Here is a 19,215-nt window from a genome sequence, read left to right on the forward strand (position 1 = left end):
TGATATGCTCAAGCAGAGGTTACAACAAAAGCTACTTCAGAAGCTTTCGCCACAGCAAATTCAGATGATTAAGCTGTTGGAGATTCCAACCATGCTGCTTGAGCAACGCATAAAAAAGGAGCTAGAGGAAAATCCAATTCTAGAAGAGGTAGAAACGGATGAGCCAGCCGCTGAACCAGAGATGGTGCTCCCCGACGATAACAAGGAGGGAAACGACGATGAGTTTTCGCTTGAGGATTACATGAACGACGATGATGTTCCTACGTATAAGCTTTACTCAAACAACTCATCATACGACGATAAGCGCGAGGAGATACCTTTCTCTACTGGAGTTTCTTTTCACGACTATCTGGAGAACCAGCTTGGCATGGCCGACCTTTCTGAGCACGAAAAGCAGCTTGGACTTTACTTAATTGGTAACATTGATGGTGATGGGTATATCCGCCGTAAGCTATCGGCCATTGCCGATGATATTGCATTCTCGTTAGGAATTGAAACCAATGAGGATGAGCTGGAACGTATCCTTTGGGTTATTCAAGAGTTTGACCCACCTGGCGTTGGCGCACGTGACCTTCAGGAATGCCTTCTTATCCAAATCAAAGCTAAGGAAAATCAGAATAAAGCAACTCAAAATGCGTATAAAATTCTAAAATACCATTTCGACGAGTTCATCAAAAAGCACTACGACAAAATCTCATCGCGACTTAACCTTTCGGATGATGAGCTAAAGGAGGCCATAGACGAAATACTAAAGCTTAACCCAAAGCCAGGAGGCAGTTTTACCGACCCTTATGACCAATCGGCTCAACATATCATTCCCGACTTTATTTTGGAATACGAGGATGGCGAATTTCGTCTCAGCTTAAACTCAAAAAACGTACCCGAACTCCGCATAAGCAAGGAGTACTCCGATATGATTGAAAACTACTCCTATAACAAGGAGTTTAGCACAACCCAAGAGCGAGAGGCCATTGCTTTTGTAAAACAAAAAATCGATTCTGCAAAATGGTTTATCGATGCTCTTAAGCAAAGGCAAAATACCTTGCTTACAACCATGGAGGCCATTCTCGATTACCAAAAGGAGTACTTCCGCGATGGCGATGAGAGCAAGTTAAAACCTATGATTCTAAAGGATATTGCTGAAAGAACTGGACTTGATATATCAACCATTTCGCGTGTGGCAAACAGTAAGTACATTCAAACCCACTTTGGAATATTTCCTCTTAAACATTTCTTTAGCGAGGGCATGCAAACCGATTCGGGCGAGCAGGTTTCTACTAGAGAAATTAAGCAAATACTTGCCGAGTGCGTAGAGAACGAGGATAAGAAAAAGCCGCTTACCGATGAACAGCTAATGGAAATACTAAAAAGCAAAGGTTATCCAATTGCACGACGTACTGTTGCTAAGTATCGGGAACAGCTAGGTATACCTGTTGCACGGCTTAGAAAAGAACTAAACTAAAACCTTTGCCCAAAATGCTAAAAAAGATTTCGCATCTCCTTTCTATTTTTTTGCATCCTATTTTCGCTACCACTTATTTATACTTTCTGATATTAAATTCCGATTCTTTTGTGGCGTTCCTTCCTCCTACTTATAAATTTACAATAATCGCCTTTGTGGCTATTAATACAATTGCTTTGCCTTTGCTATTAATGGTTGTTTTGCGTCGTCTTAAGCTGATAAAAGATTATTTATTGCACGATAATAGGGAACGCGTTTTACCCATTGTTCTATCTATTATCCCTTATTTCTTTACAATCTTCCTATTTGTTCGTATAGGTGCACCGTTTATCCTAATTAAAATTTTACAGGCAGGCATCTATGTTTTGTTTTTATCTGCTGTTATTTCTTATTTCTGGAAAATAAGCCTACATATGATGGGGATTGGAGGAATTGTAGGTTTTATCTTGGCATCTGCTTTAGGTGGAAATTCTTATGCAACAAGCCTTTTTATTTTGGCGGTTATTTTAAGCGGATTTCTTGCTTCTGCTCGTCTGTTAAAAGGCGATCATAAACCAACACAGGTTTATGCTGGCTTTTTGCTTGGCTTTACAGTAGTATTTCTAAACTTTATTTAATCGTTTTCTTATATTCCCATCTCATTTGCATTCAATCTATTTCATGATAAGTTGAACTTTAGGTTGATAATTTCGTTCTAAATTTGTTTAATAATCGTAACCATTAAGAATGTAATCATGCAAAAAATAATTGTTGCAGTTACGGGTGCAAGTGGAGTAATTTATGCTGAAAGGATAATAAATAAATTAGCTAAACTTTCCTCAAGTATAGCAGAGGTAGCTCTTGTTTTTACCGAGAATGGCAAAAAGGTATGGGAGTATGAGCTAAAGCAGGAACCTGCTTTTAACCCACCTGTTAGGGAGTATGATAATGCCGATATGTTTGCTCCCATGGCATCAGGTTCGGCTGGGTATGATGCTATGGTTATTATACCTTGTACCATGGGAACAATAGGAAGAATTGCTGCTGGTACTAGTACCGATTTAATTTGCCGCGCTGCAGATGTAATGCTAAAGGAACGCCGAAAACTGATACTTGTCCCTAGGGAGTTACCCTATAACCTGATACATCTTCAAAATATGACTACCTTGACTCAGGCGGGAGCAGTAGTGATCCCTGCAAGCCCTTCTTTTTATAGCCACCCAAAAACCATTGAGGAGCTAACAGATACCGTAGTCGATAGAATTATCGAAATGCTAGGATTTAGAATTGAGCACTACCGCTGGGGGGAAAAAAGTAGCTAACTTTGTATTAAAGTATAAACCCAACTTTTTTGTTGTGAGTCGATATATAGCAAACCTTATTTCCCGGGGCGAAGGGCTGACCCTTGATTTTAAGCATTCAATCACCGATTCTCGCAAGATTGCTCGGTCGCTTGTTGCTTTTGCCAATACTGCTGGTGGTAATCTTCTTATTGGTGTTAAAGATAATGGAAACATTGCCGGGGTAAATAGCGATGAGGAATACTACATGGTTGAGGCGGCATCACAACTATACTGTAAACCAGAGGTTCCTTTCGAAGTAGTTAGATGGGATATTAACGAAAAAACTATTTTAGAGGTTAAGGTAAAACCTTCAAAACGAAAACCACACAAGGCACCCGATAAATCTGGAAAATACAAAGCCTATATCCGCATAAACGATCAAAATATTGTTGCTTCGCATGTTCAGCTTAAAATATGGAAAGCGCAAAAAAGCAAAAAGCCCATTAACATGCTTCTGGGTGAGGTGGAGAACACGCTTATCGAATACCTTAAAAAAAACAGTAGCATCACAATCGATAAGTTTAGCCGAATTGGATTTATTTCCCTTTCAGAGGCTGAGCGAATTCTCATTGATATGACAGTTATGGGATTAGTCGAATATAAAAATTTACACGATCAGGATATTTTTCTGTTAAATATCCAAAACAAAACATAAACCTAGTTGTTTGATGCAATGTTTTAGGTTTTTACTCATCTTACTGTTCTATTCATAAGGTGTTTGTTAGAAATAATCTACTTTAAAATAACTTGAGAAATAATCGTATAAGAGCATTTTTTTTAGTTATTTTGTAAAAATTTTTATTAAATGGGACGTTTACGAAAACCTGAATGGCTTAAGATTAAGCTACCTGGTGGCGAGGGATATGCACAGGTAAACTCTGTTGTAAAACAACATGGTTTGCACACCATATGTAGTAGTGGGATGTGTCCGAACATAGCCAAGTGCTGGGGTAATGGTGTGGCTACCTTGATGATCTTAGGCGATATTTGTACACGTTCCTGTAAGTTTTGTGCCACAACCACAGGCAAACCTCTCCCTCCTGACCCCAATGAGCCCATTAAGGTTGCCCGTACTGTTAAGCTAATGGGGTTAAGTTACTGTGTTATTACATCCGTTGACCGCGATGATTTACCTGATCGAGGCGCAGCACATTGGCGTGATACTGTTAAAGTTGTTAAAGCTGAAAATCCTGGTACATCGGTTGAGGTTCTTATCCCTGACTTTGACGGAAAATCTGAATTAATTGACATTTTTCTGGAGTCGCAACCCGATGTGGTAGGTCATAATCTGGAAACCGTTGAGCGTTTGACTCCGCAGGTTAGAACTAAGGCTAGTTATGGGCGTAGCTTGCAAGTGTTAGAATATATTGCTAAGCGTGGTTTTAGAGTTAAATCGGGGATTATGCTTGGTCTTGGTGAAACACACGAAGAGGTTATTCAAACCCTCGACGATTTACTTTCAGTAGGATGTAAAATGGTTACTATTGGCCAATACCTGCAGCCCCGTCCAAATAACCTTCCCGTTCAACGCTATGTTACCCCTGGGGAGTTTGATGAGCTTAAACAGATTGCCCTTGAAAAAGGGTTTGAGTTTGCCGAATGCGGCCCATTGGTACGATCGTCGTACCATGCCGATAAGGCTAAACATTTGGTTAAAGGCTGTTGCTCTTAATCCAAATGTGCTTGCTATGCAAATAAGAAAAACAACATATAATGCAAAACGTAAAGTTTCATGAACTTGGAACGGTTGATTACAAAAAGGCATGGGATTTTCAGGAAAAATTATTTGATGAGGTAACCGAAAGTAAGCTAAAAGGCGATGGCAAATTGCATTACCTGCTTTTTTGCGAACATCCTCATGTTTACACTTTGGGAAAAAGTGGTCAAAACGCCAACCTGTTAATCCCCGATGAGATGCTTAAAAAGATTAATGCATCCTTCTACCACATCAACCGTGGGGGCGATATTACTTATCATGGCCCCGGTCAAATTGTTGCCTATCCTATTTTCAACCTGGAAGCGTTTGGTTTAACACTAAAACAGTACATCCACCTGTTGGAGCAGGTGATTATTGATTGCTTACAGGAGTATGACATCAAAGCCGATAGGCTTGAAGGCGCTACAGGTGTTTGGCTCGATCCAGGCGTAAAGGGGCGCGAGCGCAAAATATGCGCAATTGGTGTTAGAGCTAGCCGATTTGTTACCATGCATGGATTGGCTTTTAACGTTAACACCAACCTCGATTATTTCCGTTATATCAACCCTTGTGGTTTTGTCGATAAAGGGGTTACTTCCATGCAGGTGGAGCTTAACCGCCCGGTAGATATTGAAGAGGTTAAGGAGAAACTTCTTAACCATTTTATGCATCGGTTCCAGTTCACATGCGAGCGAATGCCGATTAGTATCGCTTAACTTTTAAAACATGATGAAATGGAAAAACGATGGGTTTTCAAGGATCCGGGCGATCCTAGTATTGTAAGATCTTTAGCCAAAGAGATAAACGTCAACGAAACTATTGCCTCATTGCTTGTCCAACGCGGGATAACTACCTTTGATGAGGCTAAACGTTTCTTCCGTCCTTCCCTAAAGGATCTTTATGACCCTTTTCTCATGAAGGATATGGATGTTGCTGTTGAGCGTATCGACCTAGCAGTTCGTCGTGGTGAAAGCATACTATTCTATGGCGATTACGATGTGGATGGAACTACTGCTGTTTCTCTTATGTACTCCTTTTTCCGAAAACGTTACTCTAAAGTTGGTTTCTATATTCCCGATAGGTATAATGAGGGATATGGCGTTTCGCAGAAAGGAGTTGACTTTGCATTTGAGAACGGCTATTCTCTTGTAGTTTCGCTCGATTGTGGGATTAAAGCCATTGAAAAGGTAAAATACGCAAAGCAGCGAAATATCGATTTCATTATTTGTGACCATCATCTCCCTGGTGATACCATACCCGAAGCAGTTGCTGTACTCGATCCCAAACGACCCGATTGCAAGTATCCCTTTAAGGAACTTTCAGGATGTGGGGTTGGGTTTAAACTTATTCAAGGTTATTGCAAAAAAACAGGTATTCCAGAAGACGAATCCTACCATTATCTTGATTTACTTGCAGTGAGCATTGCTTCCGACATTGTCCCAATAGTCGATGAAAATAGAGTGCTTGCCTATTATGGTCTGGAGAAACTTAATAATAATCCAAGTAGAGGCTTAAAAACCATAATCAGAATAGCCGGTCTCGAAGAGCAAAATATAGGCATTGATGATATAGTTTTCAGGATTGGGCCAAGAATTAATGCTGCTGGTAGAATGGAATCGGGTAATACCGCTGTCGATCTACTTTGTGCTACCAACGATGTTTCTGCCTACGAGGTTGGTGCACTGATTGATTCCTGTAACAACGACCGCAAACATGTTGACCGTTCTATTACACATGAGGCCCTCAGAATGATTGCCAGCGATAAGCGTTTACAACATAGCAATTCAACGGTTCTGTTTAATCCTAACTGGCATAAAGGAGTTGTAGGTATTGTTGCTTCTCGATTAATTGAAACATACTATCGGCCTACTGTTGTTTTAACAAAGTCGGGCGATCTTGCAACTGGTTCGGCTCGATCTGTTCAGGGGTACGACCTCTATCAAGCCATTGAAGCATGTTCCGATTTGCTTGAGAACTTTGGTGGACATATGTATGCTGCTGGTCTAACCATGAAGGTGGATCGGGTTGAAGAATTCAAACAGCGATTCGAAGAGTATGTGAGCAAAACCATTACTCCCGAAATGCTTACCCCTCAAATCGATATCGATGCTAAAATTAGTCTGGATGAAATTAATGATCGGTTTTACAACATACTTCGACAGTTCCAACCGTTTGGACCTGGTAATATGGCACCCGTGTTTGTTAGCGAGGATGTTGTTGATACAGGCGAAGGTCGACTTGTTGGCAGCGAGAAAGAGCATCTAAAGCTAACCCTAATGCAGGATGGGAATAACCAAAAGTACGATGCCATTGCTTTTCAAATGGCAGAATACTACAAACCTATTCACTATGGGCAACCTTTTGATGTTTGTTATACCATTTACGAGAATGTATTTCGTGGAAAAACGACCCTTCAGCTAAGAGTTAAGGATATAAAGATTAAGAGGTAGTTGCTCTCTGTCATTATCTATTCCTAAGTGTGTCATTTTGGCCGACTTAATTTACTGGAATAGAATTTGAGAACATCCAAAGGAATTGATGTGTAACTAAAATTTTTACTATATATGAGCAAGAAAACAAAAAAGGAAGAGGCTAAAGTAGAAAACGAAAAGGTTGAAAAACAACAGGAAGTAATTTCTGAAGAGGCTGAAAAGGATATTCAGGAGGAGCCTAAAGCTGAAGATAAGGAAGAGGAACAACCGGAAGTTGACAAGGTTGCTGAAATAACATCTCAGTATGAGGAGATGAAGGATAAATATTTACGTCTTACTGCAGAATTTGATAATTACCGTAAACGTACTCTTAAAGAAAAGTCCGATATTCTAAAATATGCTGCCGAAGAGGTTTTAAAAGACCTTTTGCCTGTAATTGATGACCTTGACAGAGCCCTTAAGGCAGTTGATGCTGCCAAGGATATCGATTCTGTTAAGGAGGGAATTGGTTTGATAATCAATAAGTTTAATGATTTTCTGAAAGCAAAAGGTGTAAAGGAAATTGATGCTTTAGGTAAAGAACTCGACACCGATTTACACGAAGCCATTACCAAAATCCCTGTTGAAGAGGAAGACAAAAAAGGTAAAATAGTTGACGTAGTTCAAAAGGGATACATGCTCCACGACAAGGTAATGCGCTTCTCAAAAGTTGTAGTTGGTGAATAAAACAGGTTGAGTATGACAACTAAAAGAGATTACTACGAAATACTTGGAGTATCTCGTAATGCCTCAAAGGAGGAGATAAAAAAGGCCTACAGGAAGATGGCCTTGAAGTATCATCCCGATAAAAATCCGGGTGATAAGGAGGCAGAGGAAAAGTTTAAGGAGGCTGCCGAGGCTTACGAGGTGCTTAGCGACGATAATAAACGTGCCCGCTACGACCAATTCGGCCATGCTGGCATGGGTAGTAGCGCTGGTGGCGGATTCTCCCATGATTGGACAATTGAGGACATTTTTTCACAATTTGGCGACATCTTTGGTGGACATTTTGGCAGTTTTGGAGGGTTTGGTGGATTTGGCGGAGGGCGTTCGTCCCGCCGTACCAACCGAGGTTCCGACCTTAGGGTCAAAGTTAAGCTCTCGCTTAGCGATATTGCTAATGGCGTTGAGAAGAAAATTAAAGTGAACAAGTACGTAACTTGTAAAACTTGTGGTGGTACAGGAGCCGAGAATAGTTCTTCTTATAGCACCTGCTCAACATGTAGAGGTTCAGGTTATGTAACTCGGGTTACTAACACCCTTCTAGGGCAAATGCAGAGCACATCGCCTTGCCCTACCTGTAATGGAGAGGGAAAAGTCATTACCAATAAGTGTTCTGCCTGTGGTGGCGAAGGTGTTGTTCGTGGCGAGGAGATTATTACCGTTAAAATACCTGCAGGGGTTGCCGAAGGGATGCAACTTAATGTTCAAGGAAAAGGTAATGCTGCCCGCCGTGGAGGAGTTTCTGGCGATTTGCTAGTTATGATTGAAGAGGAAAAGCATCCTCAACTTATTCGTGACGGAAACGACCTAATTTATAAGTTAAATATCAGCATCCCTGATGCTATCTTAGGTGCTCCTGTTGAAATTCCTACTGTTGACGGTAAAGTAAAAATTAAAATTGAACCAGGAACCCAACCCGGGAAAATTCTGCGTTTAAGAGGAAAGGGATTGCCAGAGGTGAATGGCTATAATCGTGGTGATTTGCTGGTTGCGGTTAATGTTTATATTCCTAAGAATTTAAGCCGCGATGAGAAAGCGGTATTTGAAAAATTGGCTAAATCGCCCAACTTTAAGCCAAATCCAAACGAAACCAGTAACTTTTTTGAAAGGATGAGAGGTTTTTTTGAATAGTTGCTCAAGAGATATCTAAGCCCAAGTTTAACCTTAAAACTTGGGCTTTTTGTTTGCATGATTTAATAAAGATTTTCTATGTTGATGCCTTCTCATCTGTCATTTTCATCAACCTTTTACTTCTTTAACTGTTTAATATTCAACGTATCATTTTTATTACTATTTTTGTGCATTAATTTAAACTAATTCCAAATTATGAATATATCATCAGAAGCTGTAATGGATATACTTTCGGGTGTTAAGCATCCCGAAACAGGTGCTGATATTGTTAGCATGGGAATGGTACACGGTTTAGAGGTTGATCAGCATAAAGTATCCTTTACCCTAAAACTAACTAAGAATAACGACCCGTTTGCTTCGTCAATTAAAAAGGCTGCCACCAAAACTATTAAGGAGAGATTTGGCGAGGAGGTTGAAGTAGAAATAATGGTTGTTGCCAATGTTGAACCCCGTGTATCACCATTAAAACAAAAAGCCTCTATCAGCAAGGTTAAGAATATAGTTGCAATTGCTTCCGGTAAAGGTGGGGTTGGAAAATCAACCATCGCTGCAAACCTTGCTGTTGCTGTTGCAAAAACTGGCGCTAAGGTTGGACTTATTGATGCCGATATTTATGGCCCCTCAATGCCCAAGATGTTCAACCTGGAACATACCCAACCTGAAATTGTTAAGGAGGATGGTTTGGAGCTAATTGTTCCTGTTGAGAATTACGGCGTAAAGCTCCTTTCTATTGGTTTCTTTGTCGATCCTAATAGTGCTCTTGTATGGCGCGGCCCAATGGCAACAAGCGCCCTAAAACAGCTAATTCATCAAGGGGCCTGGGGCGAACTCGATTACCTCTTTATCGATATGCCTCCTGGAACAAGTGATATTCACCTTACATTGGTTCAAGAAGTACCTGTTACAGGTGCCATTATTGTTAGCACACCTCAGGATGTTGCACTGGCCGATGCCGTTAAGGGTATTAGCATGTTTACCAGTCAAAGTATCAACGTACCAGTTTTAGGGCTGGTAGAAAACATGGCCTGGTTTACTCCCGAGGAATTACCCGATAATAAGTACTATATTTTTGGCAAAGAGGGTTGTAAAAAGCTGGCCGACCGTATGAAACTACCTTTACTCGGGCAAATTCCAATAGTTCAAAGTATCCGTGAAGGAGGCGATTATGGTGAGCCTGTAGCCATCCATTCATCGATTGTTGGAAAAGCTTTTGACGAGCTAGCTAAAAATGTAATTGAACGCGTTGAATGGCGGAATAGGGAGTTACCCCCAACTAAAATTGTTAATGTTCAGCATAAGTAATCAACTCAAACAGTTAAATCATGTCTAAAGAACAAATTGTTGAAAAAGTAGAAAAGTCGATTGAGGTTATCCGTCCTTTCCTTCAGAACGATGGAGGTGATATCTCTCTTGTTGAGGTAACCGACGATTTGGTAGTTAAAGTGAAACTTCTTGGAGCATGCGGTAGCTGCCCTTACAGCATTATGACACTTAAAAATGGTGTTGAGCAGGCTATCATTCGTGATGTTCCTGAAATAAAAGAAGTGGTTGCTGTTAACTTAAACATTTAATTGCTTAATCGTAAACTTGAATAAAAGCTCCAAACGTGGGGCTTTTGTTTTTTACAAATGCAGGAAGTACAAAACTTGATATAAAACAGCACATTATTTTATCTACTTTACTTTTATTTTTCGACTTAAAGCAGATATCTTTGCATCTAATTTAGATTAAATCTAATTTAACTGTGAAATGTTAAACAATAACAGCAGTTGGTTGTTGCTAAGATGTTAAAGAACTAATTTGATATGGCAGAAGAACAGGATAAAATTCTGGAAGAGGTAACAGGATCCGAGTATAAATTTGGATTTGTTACCGATATTGAAACCGAAACCATTCCCAAAGGGCTCAACGAAGATGTTATACGGCTGATTTCGAAGAAAAAAGGTGAGCCTGAATGGATGTTGGAATTCCGGCTTAAGGCCTATCGCCACTGGCTAACCATGGAAATGCCTCAATGGGCACACTTGCAGATTCCTGAGATAAACTACCAGGATATAATTTACTATGCAGCACCAAAACAGAAGGCAAAATTGAATAGTCTTGATGAGGTAGACCCCGAGATTAAAGCCACCTTCGATAAGCTGGGAATTCCGCTTGAAGAACAGAAAATGCTTTCGGGTGTAGCCGTTGACGCTGTAATGGACAGCACATCGGTTAAGACTACCTTCCGTGAAACCCTAGCCGAGCAGGGCATTATTTTTTGCTCCATGAGCGAAGCAATTAGGGAGCATCCCGATTTGGTGAAAAAATATCTTGCATCGGTTGTCCCTGTTACCGATAACTACTTTGCAGCGTTAAACTCGGCAGTGTTTAGCGATGGCTCATTCTGCTACATCCCCAAGGGGGTGCGCTGTCCCATGGAGCTAAGCACTTATTTCCGTATTAATGCTTCAAATACAGGGCAGTTTGAGCGCACTCTTATTGTTGCCGACGACGATAGCTACGTTTCCTACCTTGAGGGATGTACCGCGCCAATGCGCGACGAGAACCAGCTGCATGCAGCTGTAGTTGAAATTGTTGCCCTTGAGAATGCTGAGGTTAAGTACTCTACCGTTCAAAACTGGTACCCTGGCGATAAGGATGGTAAAGGTGGAATCTATAACTTTGTTACAAAACGAGGAATTTGTAAGGGTAAGAATAGTAAGATTTCATGGACTCAGGTAGAAACAGGTTCCGCTATTACCTGGAAGTATCCAAGTTGTATTCTTTTAGGTGACAACTCTTACGGTGAGTTCTATTCGGTTGCTGTAACCAACAACCACCAACAGGCTGATACGGGAACCAAGATGATACATATCGGTAAGAACACTAAAAGTCGTATTGTATCAAAGGGTATCTCTGCTGGATTTAGCAACAATAGCTACAGGGGATTGGTTAAGGTTTTGAAGGGGGCAGAGAATGCTCGCAACTTCTCGCAATGCGATTCATTGTTGCTTGGCGATAAATGTGGAGCTCACACATTCCCTTACCTTGAGGTGGATAACCCAACTGCAATTGTTGAGCATGAGGCTACAACCTCAAAAATTGGCGAAGATCAAATTTTCTACTGTAACCAACGTGGTCTCTCAACCGAAGACGCAGTGGGGCTTATTATTAACGGTTACGCCAAGGAGGTGCTCAACAAGCTCCCCATGGAATTCGCCGTTGAAGCCCAAAAGCTACTTCAAATCAGCCTAGAAGGAAGTGTGGGGTAAGAAGATGAAGTTAAGAATGATTCGGAATAATTCGGAATGATTCAGAAGAAATAGTTATGGAGAGTAGAGTTTCAAAATCCTTTGAAGATTTGTTAGTATGGCAAAAAGCGCATGCTCTCGTTTTAGATATTTATAGATTAACAAACAAATTTCCAAAGGATGAGTTGTATGGGTTAACACAACAAATTAGAAATTCTTCTCGTTCCATAGCAGCAAATATTGCTGAAGGTTACAAAAAGTATGGTAAACTTGATAAGTTAAGATTTTATAATATATCTCAGGGTAGTTTGGAAGAGACTCGTTATTATATAATTCTTTCAAAAGACTTAGGATACATTGAGGAGTCTGTTTATCAAGTTTTGATTAAGCAATTAATTGACATAAGTCAGTTACTTAACGCATATTATAACGCAATAAAGAAATCAATTTAACCTTTATAGTTATGATAAATTCTATTATTTCAAATTTCTTCCGACTCGTTCCGAATCCTTCCGTATTATTCCGATTAATTCTGAACCAATTAACTAACGAATTTTAAATAAATAATCATAAGGTCATGCTAACAATCAAAGATTTACACGCAAAGATAAACGATAAGGAAATTCTCAAGGGTATTAACCTTGAGGTAAAGGCTGGCGAGGTTCATGCCATAATGGGACCAAACGGCTCAGGAAAAAGTACTTTAGCATCGGTTCTAACCGGTCGCGAGCTGGTTGAGGTTACTCATGGTAGCATCACCTTTAATGGCAAGGATCTGCTTGAGATGGCCCCAGAAGTTCGTTCGCGCGAAGGAATTTTCCTTAGCTTTCAGTATCCAGTTGAGATTCCAGGCGTAAGCATGGTCAACTTTATGAAAGCTGCTGTTAATGAGCATCGTAAACATCGTGGTTTGGAACCGCTTTCGGCTTCCGATTTTCTTAAGCTAATGCGCGAACGTAAGGAGCTAGTTGAGATTGACTCAGCTCTAACAAACCGCTCGGTTAATGAGGGCTTCTCCGGTGGCGAAAAGAAAAAGAACGAAATCTTTCAAATGGCCATGCTGGAACCAAAACTTGCCATTCTCGACGAAACCGACTCGGGTCTCGATATCGATGCCCTTCGCGTGGTGGCAAACGGGGTAAATAAGCTTAAACGTCCCGACAATGCTGTTGTTGTTATCACTCACTATCAACGACTTCTCGATTATATTGTGCCCGATTATGTGCATATCCTTTACAACGGTAGAATAGTTAAAAGTTCTGGTAAGGAGCTTGCCCTTGAGCTCGAAGAAAAGGGATACGATTGGATTAAAAATGGTGAGAACATTTAGCATTTCACTACCTTAAACTTTTACAAGATGTCCGAAAAAACAAAAACTTTACCTATACACGAGGAGCTGGTCGACCTTTACCTGAATAACCTCGATTTGATTACCGAGGGAAGTGCCGATTTGCTAAATCAGCATCGCGAAGAGGCCATCCAGCATTTTAAATTGTTGGGTATTCCCACCACTAAGAACGAAAAGTATAAGTATTCAAAGATTGATAATCTTTTCACTTACGACTACGAAAAATACTTTGCTCCCAAAAAGATAACCTTTAATGTTGATGATATCTTTAGGTGCGATATTCCTGAGCTAGATACCCACTTAGCCCTGGTTCTTAACGGCTTTTATCTTTCTAAGACCGAAAAGATAACCACTTTACCCTCTGGTGTAATTATTGGTAGCATAGCAGAGGCAGCCAAACGTTACCCCGAATACTTTAAAAATCGATATAACACCTTAGCCGAGAACGATTCCGATGGTCTTGTTGCTTTGAATACGGCTTTTGCTCAGGATGGAATCTTCATTTATGTTCCTCGCAATGTTGCAGAGAGCAAACCCATCCAGATTATAAACCTGTTGATGTCAAATGAGAATCAGCTGGTTCAGTATCGTAATTTAATTGTGGTTGAGGAGGGTGCTCAGGCCAATGTGCTGGTTTGCGACCATACCCTTTCGCCTAACCGTTTCCTCTCTAATGTGGTAACCGAAATCTTTCTGGGTGATAACGCCCAGCTTGAGTTTGTGAAGATGCAGAACGAGCACAACGACTCTGCGCAGCTAACTCATACCTATGTTCTCCAGCAGCGCGATTCACGTCTAAAAACTAATATGCTATCGCTTCACGGAGGTTTTATTCGCAATAACCTGTCTGTTGAGCTGGCAGGTGAAGGTGCCGATGCGCAAACCTATGGCCTATACCTGACTGACAGAACTCAGCATACCGATAACTATACCTATATCGATCATGCCGTTCCCAACTGTACCAGCAATGAGTTGTATAAGGGAATCCTCGACGATCAAGCTACTGGTGCCTTTAATGGTAAGATTATGGTTAGGCGCGATGCACAGAAAACACAAGCCTACCAATCGAATAACAATCTGTTGCTTACCGCCGATGCACGAATGAATACTAAACCACAGCTAGAGATCTATGCCGATGATGTAAAATGCTCACATGGCGCTACGGTTGGTCAGCTCGATATGGAAGCACTTTTCTATATGCGTGCACGTGGGATTGGCGAACGCGAAGCAAAGCTACTACTCATGTTTGGCTTTGTTCACGAGGTGGTTAAGCAGATATCTATTGACACACTGAGGGAACGTATCGACGATATGGTGAATAAACGCCTCCGCGGTGAGCTGTCGCGTTGCCATAACTGTCCAATGCATTGTTGTTAATTAATAGCTGTTTGTTGCAGTTGATGGTTAATGGTTAAAATGCTAAATGCATGGATTATCAAGAACTTGAAGTGTGGAAGAAAACCAACGATTTGGTAAATCTTGTTTATAATTACGCTGATAATATTCCTTCAAGTGAGCTGCTCGGATTAATACTTCAAATCCGTCGTGCTGCAATATCTATCCCCTCAAATATTGCAGTGGGAATAGTACGTGTGCTTGCAAAGGAATTCATCTAATCTGATTTTAGAAAAATAAAACTTGCAAAAGAATTTTAAGAGGTTTAGTAAATTACTAGAAATCCTTGATAAATAAAAATATTGCTCAATGGAAACTAATTCAGCAAACAACCAGCAACCATCAAATATTAACATTAAAACACTTCGGGCTGATTTCCCCATTCTTTCACGTGAGGTTTATGGGAAGCCTCTTGTTTACCTCGATAATGGTGCCACAACACAGAAACCAACCTGTGTGCTAAAAACCATAGAAAAGTTCTATAATCAGATAAACTCAAACATACATCGCGGGGTTCATAGGCTAAGCGATGAATCTACACAGGAGTATGAGAATGCTCGCGAGGTGGTTCGTAAATTTCTTAATGCACGAAAAACGTCCGAAATAATTTTTACTTCTGGAACCACAGCATCCATAAACCTGGTAGCGTATTCCTTTGGCGAGGTGTTTGTAAACCAGGATGATGAGGTGATAGTAACCGAGATGGAGCACCATTCCAATATTGTTCCTTGGCAGTTACTTTGCGAGCGTAAGGGTGCCAAGCTAAAAGTTCTTCCATTTAACGATGCTGGTGAACTTGAGCTAGATAAACTTCCGGAACTTATCACACCTAAAACCAGGATTATTACAGTTACCCATGTATCGAATACCCTGGGTACGGTTAATCCCATAGCTGAAATAGTGCGCATAGCGCATAGCCACAATATTCCTGTTCTGGTTGATGGCGCTCAGGGGGTTAAACATGGCATTGTTGATGTTCAGGAAATCGATGCCGACTTTTACGCCTTTTCAGGCCACAAGATTTACGGTCCTACAGGCATTGGCGTGCTGTATGGCAAGGAGGAGTGGCTCGAACGTATGGTACCATGGCAGGGAGGCGGCGATATGATATCGACCGTAACCTTTGAGAAAACCACCTATAACGAGCTCCCATTCAAGTTTGAGGCCGGTACGGCAAACTACATTGGTGCTGCCGGTTTAGCCTCCGCACTGGAGTACTACATGAATTTTGGCCGTGAAAAGGCCACTGCCTACGAGGACGAGCTGCTAAAATACGCTACAAAGCGTTTAAAGGAAATTGATGGGCTAACCATATATGGAAATGCAACCAAAAAGGCTGCCATTGTATCGTTCCTTCTAAAAGATATTCACCCCTACGACACCGGAATGATTCTCGATAAAATGGGCATTGCCGTACGAACCGGCAACCACTGCACGCAACCGGTAATTGACCACTACCGAATTGATGGAACCGTCCGCGCTTCATTTGCATTCTATAATACCTTTGAAGAGATTGACATCCTTGTTGATGCGCTTGCCAAGGTAAAGGAAATGTTTGGATAAGCAAAAAGTTCTGTTTTTAAGTAAAACCTTGAGTGTCATCTCTTGCCAAGCGGAGCTCCTTTTTGCAGAAGAATGTGAAGAAGTTAGAGGAAGTTAAATGAAGTTAGAGGAATGACACGGAATGATTCAGAAACATTCGGAATGTATCGGAAGTTCATGTGACAATTCTTGAATTCGTCTTCGCCGGACACTGTCATTCAATCTTTTACTTTTATCCTTTATCCTTTAACCCTAATCCTTTCTCCTTATCTTCCCTCTCCATTTTCGGACACCAAACCCAAAACTTTTTTTCCCACAATCGGACAATTAGCATACTTGAAGGTGTTGTAAGTAGCAGAAAAACAAGTAAATAGGATTTATGGCACGCACATTGTAATGTTAAAGCAAATGTTCTGTGGCTTGCTAAAAGGTTCACCCCAAAATTCACCTAACGAATGGCGACATTGGTCAAAAACTGATATAAAACAGCACCCCTTTAAAGAACCTTTTTGTTACCTAACCGTAAATAGCCACAGCAACCTAAAAGCAGAACAATGAAAAGGCTAAGAAACAATAGCAAAAGTAGGACGACCCCCCGCGACAACCGGCCACCATAGCCAGCCGAGCGGGCAAACGAGCTTAAACCCACCATGGGCATTTTAACAAACAATTTTTTATTAACACGAAACAAAACTGAAATTTAAATTATAAACCACTAAATTTTACAATTATGAAAAGATCGACACTTATGAGAATCGCGCTGGTTGTAACAGCTCTATTCATGTTCTCAGGCGTTTTTGCACAAACTCACAACAGTACTATTCCTAAGGGTTATGCAAATTCTGTAACTTATGGAAATGATGGTTCTTTCTATATGGTTGAAGGAACTACAGTACCTGTATACGCACTACCAGACCCTGTTTATCATCCATGGGACTATGCTTCAGGCACTTGGACTCTTACTGATGGCTTTACATGGAACTGGGCTGAAGGTACAACTACTCTAACATTTAGCCAAAATGGAGCTCCAGATAACTATGTTGAAATTACAGCTCCTGCAGGTTCTGCTGCTGGGAGCCCATATACTGTTACAGTTTATGAGCAATCACCTGCAGCTTTTGGTGGTTGTGCTGATGCAACTCCAACTTCCATTACTGTTAATGTTGTTGCAACCCCAAGTGCTACTTTAGGAGCATTAGCTGGCGCTAGCGATAGTTACTGTGTTGGTGATGCTAGTATTCCTTCAGCTATTAATGCTACTATAAGCGGTGGTTGGCAAAATTATCGTTTAGTTTGGAGATTAGAAATTGCAACTCTTGACAACAACGCTGCAAAAGACCAATATTACGATGACGAAACTGGTGCTGGTGCTTCAGCTGTTCAAAAATATGCTGTTAATTATACTACTGCTTCACCTGAGGCTGTAGCTGCTTCTGGAGCTCATGATATTATGACTGTTAGTTCATTTAGTGTAATTAACAACAAGCCAACCGTTTACACCTACGAACTTATCAGCATTAATGACCAAGCACTTCGCTTTGGTGACTTTATCACACTTGACGGTGATGCAACTGATCCCTCTGCATTTACTTATAATGCAATAAGTGAGACATATACTCTACAAATTAACCCTGCTCCTGTTACTGGACCAATCTATCATATTCCAACAACTTGGGCTAACTAAAATAAGATTCTTTTCCCGGCCAGCCTGGCTGGCCGGGTTTTTTAAAAATTCGTTCTGCAATTGCTAATAACATCAGGTTAAACTAAGTAATAAGGTTTTGAAAAGGTTGCGTAACATACTATTCCTACTTATTTTTTCTGTTTCGGCATTTACCCTTTCTGCTCAGGAACAAGCCGATTTACCCATGGCCTGTATTGGGCATACCGAACGTTATGGAGTTAAAGGTTTTAATGGAATCTCCGATTTCGACTGGACCATAACCGACCCCGATGGTAATGTTCTTCAGCAAGGCACCGACTATACTCTTCTGGCGCGAGGCGATTCTATCGACATCTTCTGGCGCGAGGGGATGAAGGGTGGTATCTACACCCTTACTGTGGTTGAACATACCGATTACGGTTGTACTGGCAGCCCATACTCCGTTAATGTTGTTCTTAACACCCCTGAAATTTTTATCCCTATAACAAACAATATTCCTGATGAGGTTGGAATATGTTTTGGTGATATTGCAACACTTGATCCTGGTGAAGGATTTATTAACTACTTATGGCAGGATGGAAGCACAAATCAGGTTTACTACACAGGTGAATCAGGTACTTACGTTGTGCGTTTAGTTGATGCAACCAACAGTTGTTCCTATGATGTAGCCGACGTAGTAGTTCATCCTTTACCTGAGGTTGACTTGGGCAACGATACCAGCCTTATGGTTACACAAACCCTTGAGCTGGATGTTTACAACCCTGACTTTACCATCTACGATTGGAGTACTGGCGCCATTACGCCAAGTATAACAGTCGATGGCCAAAGCGGCGACCAGCTTATTTGGGTTAAGGTTACCGATGCGAATGGTTGTTCAAACTCCGATTCCATACAGATTACTGCTACCGACTTCTCAAGACTTAGAATACCTGCTGCATTTACACCCAATAAGGATGGCGTTAACGATTACTGGGACTTCCCTGCACCTTACGATGGAAAAGATCTGCGCGAGTTTATTTCCAGCGTTAACGTTAAGGTATTTAACCGTTGGGGTAAACTGGTTTGGAGCCATAAGGGCGCATACCAACCGTGGGATGGCAAGGATTTGAATGGTAAGGAGTTGCCAATGGATTCATATCACTATATCATTGAATTCACAGTGGGACAAAAGAAATATGAGTACAAGGGAAGCGTGACAATAATAAGGTAATAAATGATTTTACTACCAA

Annotated in this window: 19 protein-coding genes; all 19 read left to right on the plus strand. The window is 40.9% G+C overall.

Annotated elements, in window-relative coordinates; all coding sequences use genetic code 11:
- Nucleotides 1-4: 4 nt before the first annotated feature.
- The 19 genes from rpoN to FHG85_RS01080 all read left to right on the plus strand — a co-directional run bounded on the left by rpoN (nt 5) and on the right by FHG85_RS01080 (nt 19,196).
- Nucleotides 5-1,462, plus strand: a complete 1,458-nt coding sequence (rpoN, locus tag FHG85_RS00990) for an RNA polymerase factor sigma-54 (protein ID WP_173072416.1) — start codon at nt 5-7, stop codon at nt 1,460-1,462.
- A gap of 14 nt (nt 1,463-1,476) precedes the next feature.
- Entirely contained in the window at nt 1,477-2,079 is a 603-nt protein-coding gene (locus tag FHG85_RS00995; RefSeq protein WP_173072417.1) for a hypothetical protein, read from the plus strand.
- 117 nt (nt 2,080-2,196) lie between these two features.
- Nucleotides 2,197-2,763, plus strand: coding sequence for a UbiX family flavin prenyltransferase (locus tag FHG85_RS01000; RefSeq protein WP_173072418.1), 567 nt, complete (start codon nt 2,197-2,199; stop codon nt 2,761-2,763).
- A gap of 34 nt (nt 2,764-2,797) precedes the next feature.
- Complete coding sequence (locus FHG85_RS01005) at nt 2,798-3,439, plus strand: AlbA family DNA-binding domain-containing protein (RefSeq protein WP_173072419.1); 642 nt, start codon at nt 2,798-2,800, stop codon at nt 3,437-3,439.
- Between the two features lie 150 nt (nt 3,440-3,589).
- Nucleotides 3,590-4,456 (plus strand): lipoyl synthase, encoded by an 867-nt coding sequence (gene lipA, locus FHG85_RS01010; protein WP_173072420.1) that lies wholly within the window; start codon nt 3,590-3,592, stop codon nt 4,454-4,456.
- 41 nt (nt 4,457-4,497) lie between these two features.
- On the plus strand, nt 4,498-5,196 hold the full coding sequence (gene lipB / locus FHG85_RS01015; RefSeq protein WP_173072421.1) for a lipoyl(octanoyl) transferase LipB: 699 nt from the start codon (nt 4,498-4,500) through the stop codon (nt 5,194-5,196).
- A gap of 18 nt (nt 5,197-5,214) precedes the next feature.
- Nucleotides 5,215-6,930: a single-stranded-DNA-specific exonuclease RecJ gene (gene recJ / locus FHG85_RS01020; protein ID WP_173072422.1), complete on the plus strand. Its 1,716-nt coding sequence runs from the start codon at nt 5,215-5,217 to the stop codon at nt 6,928-6,930.
- Between the two features lie 114 nt (nt 6,931-7,044).
- Complete coding sequence (gene grpE / locus FHG85_RS01025; protein ID WP_173072423.1) at nt 7,045-7,638, plus strand: nucleotide exchange factor GrpE; 594 nt, start codon at nt 7,045-7,047, stop codon at nt 7,636-7,638.
- Between the two features lie 12 nt (nt 7,639-7,650).
- Nucleotides 7,651-8,805, plus strand: coding sequence for a molecular chaperone DnaJ (gene dnaJ, locus FHG85_RS01030; RefSeq protein ID WP_173072424.1), 1,155 nt, complete (start codon nt 7,651-7,653; stop codon nt 8,803-8,805).
- Nucleotides 8,806-9,000: 195 nt separating this feature from the next.
- Nucleotides 9,001-10,107, plus strand: coding sequence for an Mrp/NBP35 family ATP-binding protein (locus FHG85_RS01035; protein ID WP_173072425.1), 1,107 nt, complete (start codon nt 9,001-9,003; stop codon nt 10,105-10,107).
- Between the two features lie 20 nt (nt 10,108-10,127).
- Nucleotides 10,128-10,376, plus strand: a complete 249-nt coding sequence (locus FHG85_RS01040; protein WP_173072426.1) for a NifU family protein — start codon at nt 10,128-10,130, stop codon at nt 10,374-10,376.
- A gap of 234 nt (nt 10,377-10,610) precedes the next feature.
- On the plus strand, nt 10,611-12,059 hold the full coding sequence (gene sufB, locus FHG85_RS01045) for a Fe-S cluster assembly protein SufB (protein ID WP_173072427.1): 1,449 nt from the start codon (nt 10,611-10,613) through the stop codon (nt 12,057-12,059).
- Nucleotides 12,060-12,115: 56 nt separating this feature from the next.
- Nucleotides 12,116-12,490 carry a four helix bundle protein gene (locus FHG85_RS01050; protein ID WP_173072428.1) on the plus strand — a complete coding sequence of 125 codons (375 nt, stop codon included), beginning with the start codon at nt 12,116-12,118 and terminating at the stop codon, nt 12,488-12,490.
- 125 nt (nt 12,491-12,615) lie between these two features.
- Nucleotides 12,616-13,368, plus strand: coding sequence for a Fe-S cluster assembly ATPase SufC (gene sufC, locus FHG85_RS01055; RefSeq protein WP_173072429.1), 753 nt, complete (start codon nt 12,616-12,618; stop codon nt 13,366-13,368).
- Nucleotides 13,369-13,395: 27 nt separating this feature from the next.
- A complete protein-coding gene (gene sufD, locus FHG85_RS01060) occupies nt 13,396-14,763 on the plus strand; it encodes a Fe-S cluster assembly protein SufD (protein WP_173072430.1) in 1,368 nt (455 codons plus the stop codon).
- Between the two features lie 50 nt (nt 14,764-14,813).
- The gene (locus FHG85_RS01065; RefSeq protein WP_173072431.1) at nt 14,814-15,002 is read left to right on the plus strand and encodes a four helix bundle protein; all 189 of its coding nucleotides are present in this window, start codon (nt 14,814-14,816) and stop codon (nt 15,000-15,002) included.
- Nucleotides 15,003-15,090: 88 nt separating this feature from the next.
- Nucleotides 15,091-16,344 carry an aminotransferase class V-fold PLP-dependent enzyme gene (locus FHG85_RS01070; RefSeq protein ID WP_173072432.1) on the plus strand — a complete coding sequence of 418 codons (1,254 nt, stop codon included), beginning with the start codon at nt 15,091-15,093 and terminating at the stop codon, nt 16,342-16,344.
- 709 nt (nt 16,345-17,053) lie between these two features.
- Entirely contained in the window at nt 17,054-18,007 is a 954-nt protein-coding gene (locus tag FHG85_RS01075) for a hypothetical protein (RefSeq protein WP_173072433.1), read from the plus strand.
- Nucleotides 18,008-18,104: 97 nt separating this feature from the next.
- Nucleotides 18,105-19,196 carry a T9SS type B sorting domain-containing protein gene (locus FHG85_RS01080; RefSeq protein WP_173072434.1) on the plus strand — a complete coding sequence of 364 codons (1,092 nt, stop codon included), beginning with the start codon at nt 18,105-18,107 and terminating at the stop codon, nt 19,194-19,196.
- Nucleotides 19,197-19,215 lie beyond the last annotated feature (19 nt).

Source organism: Tenuifilum thalassicum, from assembly GCF_013265555.1.
GTDB classification, from domain to species: Bacteria; Bacteroidota; Bacteroidia; order Bacteroidales; family Tenuifilaceae; genus Tenuifilum; species Tenuifilum thalassicum.